This is a genomic window from Haliea sp. (assembly GCF_040221975.1).
GTDB lineage: Bacteria > Pseudomonadota > Gammaproteobacteria > Pseudomonadales > Halieaceae > Haliea.
Map to the genome: position 1 here is coordinate 1 of NZ_JAVJWR010000035.1, position 7,736 is coordinate 7,736.

General features: G+C 54.2%; 9 protein-coding genes and 1 pseudogene. All 10 read left to right on the forward strand.

What is annotated here, in order from left to right:
* Nucleotides 1-217 (forward strand): annotated as a pseudogene (locus tag RLO07_RS18205) (4-hydroxy-2-oxovalerate aldolase); the annotation flags it as partial.
* Entirely contained in the window at nucleotides 214-756 is a 543-nt protein-coding gene (locus tag RLO07_RS18210) for an antibiotic biosynthesis monooxygenase (RefSeq protein WP_462293569.1), read from the forward strand. The pseudogene RLO07_RS18205 and the gene RLO07_RS18210, both read left to right, overlap by 4 nt.
* 104 nt (nucleotides 757-860) lie before the next feature.
* On the forward strand, nucleotides 861-2,519 hold the full coding sequence (locus tag RLO07_RS18215; RefSeq protein ID WP_462293570.1) for a sigma 54-interacting transcriptional regulator: 1,659 nt from the start codon (nucleotides 861-863) through the stop codon (nucleotides 2,517-2,519).
* A gap of 183 nt (nucleotides 2,520-2,702) precedes the next feature.
* Nucleotides 2,703-2,966: a phenol hydroxylase subunit gene (locus RLO07_RS18220; protein WP_462293571.1), complete on the forward strand. Its 264-nt coding sequence runs from the start codon at nucleotides 2,703-2,705 to the stop codon at nucleotides 2,964-2,966.
* 30 nt (nucleotides 2,967-2,996) lie between these two features.
* A complete protein-coding gene (locus RLO07_RS18225; protein WP_462293572.1) occupies nucleotides 2,997-3,977 on the forward strand; it encodes an aromatic/alkene monooxygenase hydroxylase subunit beta in 981 nt (326 codons plus the stop codon).
* An 18-nt stretch (nucleotides 3,978-3,995) separates the two neighbouring features.
* On the forward strand, nucleotides 3,996-4,265 hold the full coding sequence (locus RLO07_RS18230; protein ID WP_462293573.1) for an MmoB/DmpM family protein: 270 nt from the start codon (nucleotides 3,996-3,998) through the stop codon (nucleotides 4,263-4,265).
* A gap of 13 nt (nucleotides 4,266-4,278) precedes the next feature.
* A complete protein-coding gene (locus tag RLO07_RS18235; RefSeq protein WP_462293574.1) occupies nucleotides 4,279-5,811 on the forward strand; it encodes an aromatic/alkene/methane monooxygenase hydroxylase/oxygenase subunit alpha in 1,533 nt (510 codons plus the stop codon).
* A gap of 48 nt (nucleotides 5,812-5,859) precedes the next feature.
* On the forward strand, nucleotides 5,860-6,222 hold the full coding sequence (locus tag RLO07_RS18240) for a phenol hydroxylase subunit P4 (protein ID WP_462293575.1): 363 nt from the start codon (nucleotides 5,860-5,862) through the stop codon (nucleotides 6,220-6,222).
* A 1-nt stretch (nucleotide 6,223) separates the two neighbouring features.
* Nucleotides 6,224-7,285 carry a 2Fe-2S iron-sulfur cluster-binding protein gene (locus RLO07_RS18245; RefSeq protein ID WP_462293576.1) on the forward strand — a complete coding sequence of 354 codons (1,062 nt, stop codon included), beginning with the start codon at nucleotides 6,224-6,226 and terminating at the stop codon, nucleotides 7,283-7,285.
* On the forward strand, nucleotides 7,282-7,593 hold the full coding sequence (locus RLO07_RS18250) for a 2Fe-2S iron-sulfur cluster-binding protein (protein WP_462293577.1): 312 nt from the start codon (nucleotides 7,282-7,284) through the stop codon (nucleotides 7,591-7,593). The genes RLO07_RS18245 and RLO07_RS18250 overlap by 4 nt, the downstream gene beginning before the upstream one ends.
* Nucleotides 7,594-7,736: the final 143 nt, after the last annotated feature.

A 7,736-nucleotide genomic window follows, 5' to 3' on the forward strand; every position in this document is an offset into this window, starting at 1 on the left:
GGACCACCTGGTGCGGGTGGATCGCGACTCGCTGACCCTGGGCTGGGCCGGGGTCTACTCCAGCTTCCTGCTGTTTGCCAAGCGCAGTGCGGCCAAGTACGGCCTGTCCTCGCGCGACATCCTGGTGGAGCTGGGCCGCCGCCGCACGGTGGGTGGCCAGGAGGACATGATCGAGGACCTGGCGCTGGATATGGCGCGGGACAAGGAACGCGCATGACTGGCAATGGTGGCCCGGTAACGGTAGCGGTGGAGCGCAAGGTAGTTCCGGGGCGTGAGCTTGATTACGAAGACTGGGTGAGGGGGGTCACCGCAGACGCGCTCGAGTTCCCCGGTCACATGGGTGTCAACGTAATTAGGCCGAACAAGGGCTCGAGAATTTACGTAACGATCTTTCGCTTCGACAATTATGAGCATTGCCGGGAATGGGAGGATTCAGGAGTACGCCGTGCCTGGCTCGACCGGCTCGCCGGGATTACCGAAGGTGAGGATCAGGTTCGTAAAACTACCGGGCTTGAATTCTGGTTCAGTTTGCCCGAGCTACCGGCGCTCCACCCCTCGCCGCACAAGATGGCAGTAGTGCTCATCGTCGTTGTATTCTTGCTGGTGTTGTTGCTGAATCTTCTGCTGGATCCGGTCACTGCCCAATGGCCCATGCCAGTGCGTCTGTTAGTGGTTGCAGTGTTGCAGGTAACATTGATGACCTACCTTGTCATGCCTCAGGTCACGCGCCTGTTAGAGCCCTGGCTGCGTGACTAGATTGCGCTCCTGTAGTTCCTTTGTGAACGGGTGTGGCAAAGTGTAGGATTGAGTACCGGATATATCCGGGGCATGCGTCGATAATTCACATAAAGAACGCAATTATGATCGAAGAACTGCCCAAACTCCCTGCCATGGACGATATCCGCAAGCTGCTTCGGCTGGAATCCGAAGAGGGCCGTATATGGATGGATGAAGAGCGCATGATTCTCGTTCGTAGTAGCGAGATGAGGGCGCTACGGCGAGAGCTGATCGACTCACTGGGGGTTCAGCGCGCCAAGGGGCTTCTTATACGAATGGGTTATATTGCAGGTCAGCAGGATGCTGACACAGCACGCAAGTTGCGTCCGGATGCGTCGGCATTTGATGCATTTTCGGTCGGTCCGCAGGCGCACATGATCACGGGGCAGGTCAAGGTTTCACCGGTAAAGCTTGAGCTCGACGAACTAACGGGAGAGTTTCACGGTATTTTCAAGTGGGAGAACTCTTTCGAAGTTGAAGTATTCCTTGCCGAATATGGCAAGAGCTATGAACCGGTATGCTGGTCCCAGATCGGCTATGCCAGTGGCTACACCTCGCGGTTTGTTGGTCGCCAGATCCTCTTTCGGGAACTGAGTTGCGCCGGTTGTGGGGAGCAGCACTGCCTCATTGAAGGACGTCCCGCGGAGCAGTGGGAGGACGCCGAGGATCTGTTGCGGTACTACCAGCCCGACCGTATAGCCGACCAGCTGTTTGAATTGCAGTCACAGGTAACCTGTTTAAGGGAAACGCTGACCGCGGACCAGAATTTTGGTGACCTGGTAGGCTGCTCACCGAAGTTTCTTCAGGTGAGGGAGCTGCTTGCAAGGGCGGCGGAAAGCCGGGTCACTGTTCTCCTCCTTGGAGAGACCGGCGTGGGCAAGGACATGTTTGCCAAGGCCCTGCACCAGTGCAGTCCTCGTGCGGACAAACCTTTTGTTGCGGTCAATTGCGCGGCTATCCCCAACGACCTTATAGAAGCGGAGCTGTTCGGTGTCGAAAAAGGTGCTTTCACGGGTGCAGATCGGTCGCGGGAGGGGCGTTTCGAGCGAGCCAACGGTGGTACGCTTTTTCTAGATGAAGTAGGAGAACTTTCGCCGCAAGCCCAGGCTGCGCTACTGCGCGTGCTGCAGGAGAATGAGTTGGAAAGGCTGGGGGATACGCGGACCCGGAAGGTGGACGTGCGGTTGGTTGCCGCCACCAATGATGACCTGCAGAAAGCCGTTTCCAAAGGATCTTTCCGTGCTGACCTGCTCTATCGACTCAACGTATTTACCGTTACGGTACCTCCCCTGCGCGAGCGCATTGATGACCTGGCTGAACTGATTCCTCACTTCATTGCAAAGTACAGTGCGTTACATGGCAAGCAGGTTCTGGGTACAACTGACCGGGCAATGGACCTGCTGCGCGCATATCACTGGCCGGGCAATATCCGTGAATTGGCAAACATGATTGAACGAGGAATTATTCTCGCGGGTAATGGTGGCTGTATTGAGGCGGCCCACCTGTTCCCGCATCTCCGGGAGCAGGAGCAACAGTCTACCGGGATAATGCCCGGGAGCCTTGACCAATTGTTGGAGCAGGGCTTTGACATTGTGTGCTGGGAGCAGGCGTTGATGAATCGTGCGCTGGAAAAGTCGGGAGGAAATGTGTCGCGTGCTGCCAGGCTGCTGGGGCTGTCGCGGGCGACGCTAGATTATCGCCTGAAAAAGGCAGGCATAGTCCCGAAAGCCAACGATGCATGATCTCATCAAATGATCAAATTTACCGATATACACTTCACTATTTGCTCAAGTTTTCAGGGGCGTGAAAGTCTGTTTTCATCGCCTCCTTTTCCAAGTTGCTAAAAACACAAGATTTATTTTCCATGGCACGGCACTTGCTTTAGCTGAAGCACAATAAATATTCAAGCAAAGCCGGAGTTCGTTTTGGAAAATCCATCCGTCCCGCCGACCCAGTTCGATCAAATGACTCGCTATGTGCGAGTGCGCAACTGTATAGACGATCGTTTCGTCGAATTCGACTTCGCCATTGGCGATGCCTCTCTATATGTGGAGCTTGTTCTTCCTTGCGCTGCCTTTGAGGCTTTCTGCGAACACAACAACGTCGTGATCATGACCGAAAGCGAGGCCCAGGCTGTTGACGCCGACATGGAAAAGTGGCGTTACAGCGAGGACGGCAAGCATCAATAAACTATCCATTCATCAGGCACAGGTGGCAGCATGACAATAGAAATTAAAACCTCAACCATTGCGCCGATACGCAATACCTTCGAGCACACCAAGCGCCGTTTCGGGGACAAGCCTGCGAGTCGTTACCAGGAGGCGAGCTACGATATCGCGCCCGAGGAGAACTTTCATTACCGGCCCACATGGCAACCGGACAAGGAGCTATACGACAAGACTCGCACCGCTGTTGTAATGGAGGACTGGTATGTGCACAAGGATCCACGCCAGTTTTACTACGGAACCTATGTCCAGGCGCGCGCCAAGCTTCAGGAGGTCACCGAGAACAATTATGCGTTTTTCGATAGACGCGATCTCGGGGCAAGGATGAGTGAGGATACCAGGAAGAAAATCATTCGCTGCCTGCTGCCACTGCGCCACGTAGAATTGGGTGCAAACATGAACAACATGTTCGCCTGTTCATACTCCACTGCCAGTGTTGTCATCCAGGGTTTCCTGTTCAACGCCATGGACCGCCTGGGGATAGCCCAATATCTTTCACGAATCGGCCTGCTACTTGATGGCAACAGCGGAGACTCTCTTGGAGCCGCGAAAGAGTTCTGGATGAATGATCCAGTATGGCAGGGCTGCCGCCGTTACGTTGAGAATACATTGTGCATTAAGGACTGGTTTGAAGTTTTCGTGGCCCAGGATGTGGTCCTGGACGCATTGATTTATGACCTCTTTTACAATCAGTTTGACAAGCATGTGACTGCTGAAGGTGGTGGGGATCTGGCGATTCTCATCGAATTCATGCAGGAGTGGCAGAAAGACAATATCAGGTGGGTCGACGCTACACTAAAAACAACAGTTTCCGAGTCTGAGCACAATCGACAGCTGATATCTACCTGGGTCAAGGAATGGAAAGAAAAGGCGATGACAGACCTGGCTCCCTTGGCCGAGATTGCAGTTAACGCCGAGGCGATAGCTGCTTCTGTGTCTGTGCTCGAATCACGTCTGGCGAAAGCCGGGCTCTAACGACAGGGAGTCTGAGGTATGTCAAAAGTATATATCGCCCTGCAGGATAACGAGGAATCGCGCTACATCGTAGAGGCGATTGAGGAAGACAATCCAGAGGCAGTGGTAAATTATCAGCCAGCGATGATCCGGGTCGAGAACGAGAGATATCTGGTGATCAAGCGAGAGACAGTGGCTGAAAAGATGGGGCGTGATTGGGAAGTAATGGCCCTGCACGTGAATCTGATCACTCTCGGCGGTAACGTCGATGAGGATGAGGACATGCTGTCCCTCACCTGGAATCAATAAGGAGAAGATTGCAATGAGCAAGCAGAAACTGAATGTCAAGGAAAAGTATCGCCTTCTCACCCGGGATCTGGACTGGGAGTACAGTTACAGGGATCGCAAGGAAATCTTTCCCTTCGAGGAATACGAGGGAATCAAAATTACCGACTGGAGCAAGTGGGAAGATCCTTTTCGCCTGACCATGGATGCGTACTGGAAGTACCAGGCGGAAAAGGAAAAAAAGCTCTACGCGATACTGGATGCCTTTGCGCAAAATAATGGTCAGTTAAACGTGACCGATGCCAGATACATCAATGCAATCAAGCTCTTTCTGACGGGGATTTCCCCCGGCGAGTTTCAGGCAGCCATGGGATTCGCCCATGTCGGTCGCCAGTATGGCGGCGTCGGTGCGCGGGTGGCATGCCAAATGCAGGCTATCGACGAATTGCGGCATGTGCAGACGCAAATTCATGCCATGAGCCACTACAACAAATACTTCGACGGTTTCCAGGATTTTCCGCACATGCATGATCGTGTGTGGTACCTGTCGGTACCAAAAAGCTTCTTCGATGACGCACGCACAGCGGGTCCCTTCGAGTTCCTGGTGGCAATCGGCTTTTCCTTCGAGTATGTGCTCACCAATCTACTGTTCGTGCCGTTCATGTCTGGCGCCGCCTACAATGGCGACATGGCTACGGTCACCTTCGGGTTTTCGGCGCAGTCCGATGAAGCGAGGCACATGACCCTCGGTCTGGAGATCATCAAGTTCCTGCTCGAGCAGCATCCGGACAATGTTCCAATTGTGCAGCGCTGGATCAACAAGTGGTTCTGGCGTGGGACACGCATGCTGGCTCTGGTCGGAATGATGATGGATTACATGTTGCCGAACAAGGTGATGAGCTGGAAGGAAGCCTGGGAAGTGTATTTCGAGGAGGCCGGTGAGGCGCTGTTCAAGGATCTGGCGCGTTATGGAATTGAAATGCCCTCTTATGCCGCAACTGCCATCGCGGAAAAGGAGCATATTTCGCATCAGGCCTGGGCGATATTCTACAACTATACGCACGCCGCAGCGTTCCACACATGGGTTCCGGAAGAGAAGGAACTGGACTGGCTGTCGGAAAAGTACCCAGATACCTTTGACAAGTACTATCGCCCACGCTTCGAGAAGTGGCGCGAAATGGAGCAGGCTGGCGAGCGATTCTACAATCCCACGCTGCCGATGTTGTGCCAGACCTGCCAGATACCCATGGCGTTTACTGAAATGGACGATCCGACGCTGATCTCCTACAGGCAGTCCGTGTTTGATGGTGAGCGTTACAATTTCTGTTCCGATGGTTGCAAGGATATTTTCGACTACGAGCCGCAAAAATACGTATCAGCCTGGTTGCCAGTACATCAAATTTACCAGGGCAACTGTGGCGGTGCCGATGTTGAAACGGTACTCAGGGAATACTATCGCCTCAATATGGGGGCCGACAATCTTGACTACCACGGTTCGCCCGACGAGGCGCGGTGGAATGAGTGGCACGATCTCCAGTCAGCGGAAGACAAGTACAGGAAAGCGAGCTAGCAGGGAACTCTTCTAGACCGCCAATTCAACTATAGAGAGGCAGCATACATGTCAGTAGCAGCGATTACGCCGGACTATATGGGCGAGCGCCGTGACCGGGTGGAGAACTTTCACGGCAATCAACTGGTCTTTATCGGCTGGGACCACCATCTGATGTTCTGTTCTCCCGTGGCCCTGGCATTGCCACCTGAGACATCATTCGGAAAGTTCCTCGACGAATGCATTCCTGGAGCGTTCAGCCTGCATCCAGACTTCGGGGAAATTGAGTGGGATCAGGTGCAGTGGCACCTCAATGGCGAGCATTTCGAACCCGATGCGGACAAAACGTTGGCTGAGTTGGGTGTCGATCACAAATCCATCATCCGCTTTGCCACTCCGGGGCTCAACGGCATCCAGGGCTCGGGTACCTGATATGAGCTATGAAGTCACGATAGAACCTACCGGCGATGTGATAGAGGTGGATGAAGGTCAGACGATCCTTGAAGCCAGCCTGCGTCAGGGTGTCTGGCTACCGTTTGCATGTGGTCACGGAACCTGTGGCACCTGCAAGGTGCAGGTTCTCGAGGGTGAGGTGGAGCTGGGCAATGCATCTCCCTTTGCGCTGATGGATATTGAGCGCGAGGAGGGCAAGGTGCTTGCGTGCTGCGCGTTACCGCAGAGTGATATGGTCATAGAAGCGGACATTGATGTGGACCCCGATTTTATTGGGTACGCTGTTCGGGATTTCAAGGGCACGGTAGTGTTGATAGAGGACCTGTCGCCCACCATCAAGGGAATTCACTTCGAACTGGATGCTCCGATCGAGTTTCAGGCCGGTCAGTACATCAACTTGTCCTTCCCCGACATTGAGGGTGCGCGCGCGTTCTCCCTGGCCAACAGGCCCTCGGATAATCGTGTCATTGAGCTTCATGTGCGCCGTGTGCCGGGTGGGGAGGGGACGGGCTATATCCATGACAAGCTGCAGGTCGGTGATGTGCTGGATATATCGGGTCCATACGGCCAGTTTTTTGTACGCAAGTCTTCGCCGGAAGATCTGATTTTTATTGCCGGGGGCTCGGGCCTCTCGAGCCCGCAGTCCATGATTCTCGATCTTCTGGAACTGGGTGATGAGCGCAGGATTACCCTGTTGCAGGGCGCGCGCAACCTCGCCGAACTGTATAACCACGAGCTTTTCGAGAAACTCTCCCGTGAACATGAAAACTTCACCTATGTGCCCGCATTGGATGCACCGATGGAGGGGGACAATTGGCAGGGATTCACGGGCTACGTGCACGATGCAGCCATCAAGCATTTTGACGGTTTGTTCTCAGGTCACAAGGCTTACCTCTGCGGGCCCCCACCCATGATAGACGCGGCGATTACGGCGTTGATGCAGGGCCGTTTGTTTGAGCGTGATATCTACATGGAACGATTCCTGACGGCGGCCGATGGTGCAGCCGGTGTGCAGAAGAGTGCGCTTTTCAGAAAGATATGAAGCACTGGATCACAGTACAGGGCAGTGGTCACCGGTTCCGTTGCAGTGAGGATCAGCATCTGCTCCAAGGGATGCAGCAAATGGCATTCGAAGTTTCTCTGCAGGAGCCGATCCCGGTTGGCTGTCGCGGAGGCGGTTGCGGAATCTGTCGAATACGAGTCCTGAGTGGGATTTATGAAACAAGAAAAATGAGCGGCAAGCACGTCACGGAAGAAATGCTGGCGCAGGGCATCGTCCTTGCCTGCCGTATTTGTCCCCGAAGCGAACTCGAGATAGCGGTGCTGTCACCGCAGGAAGGAAGACCATGATTAAAGGTGTAATGCGTCCCGGTCACGTACAGATCCGGGTTCTGGATATCGAGGAAGCCCTGATCCATTACCGGGATCGCCTGGGCCTGATCGAGGTCAGGCGCGATGCTGCGGGTCGAGCCTATCTGAAAGGCTGGACTGAA

What these genes read in the sequence shown, in the direction of transcription:
- RLO07_RS18250 (WP_462293577.1), top strand. Translation starts at nt 7,282, where the DNA reads ATGAAGCACTGGATCACAGTACAGGGCAGTGGTCACCGGTTCCGTTGC.
- RLO07_RS18215 (WP_462293570.1), top strand. Translation starts at nt 861, where the DNA reads ATGATCGAAGAACTGCCCAAACTCCCTGCCATGGACGATATCCGCAAG.
- RLO07_RS18230 (WP_462293573.1), top strand. Translation starts at nt 3,996, where the DNA reads ATGTCAAAAGTATATATCGCCCTGCAGGATAACGAGGAATCGCGCTAC.
- RLO07_RS18240 (WP_462293575.1), top strand. Translation starts at nt 5,860, where the DNA reads ATGTCAGTAGCAGCGATTACGCCGGACTATATGGGCGAGCGCCGTGAC.
- RLO07_RS18225 (WP_462293572.1), top strand. Translation starts at nt 2,997, where the DNA reads ATGACAATAGAAATTAAAACCTCAACCATTGCGCCGATACGCAATACC.
- RLO07_RS18235 (WP_462293574.1), top strand. Translation starts at nt 4,279, where the DNA reads ATGAGCAAGCAGAAACTGAATGTCAAGGAAAAGTATCGCCTTCTCACC.
- RLO07_RS18210 (WP_462293569.1), top strand. Translation starts at nt 214, where the DNA reads ATGACTGGCAATGGTGGCCCGGTAACGGTAGCGGTGGAGCGCAAGGTA.
- RLO07_RS18245 (WP_462293576.1), top strand. Translation starts at nt 6,224, where the DNA reads ATGAGCTATGAAGTCACGATAGAACCTACCGGCGATGTGATAGAGGTG.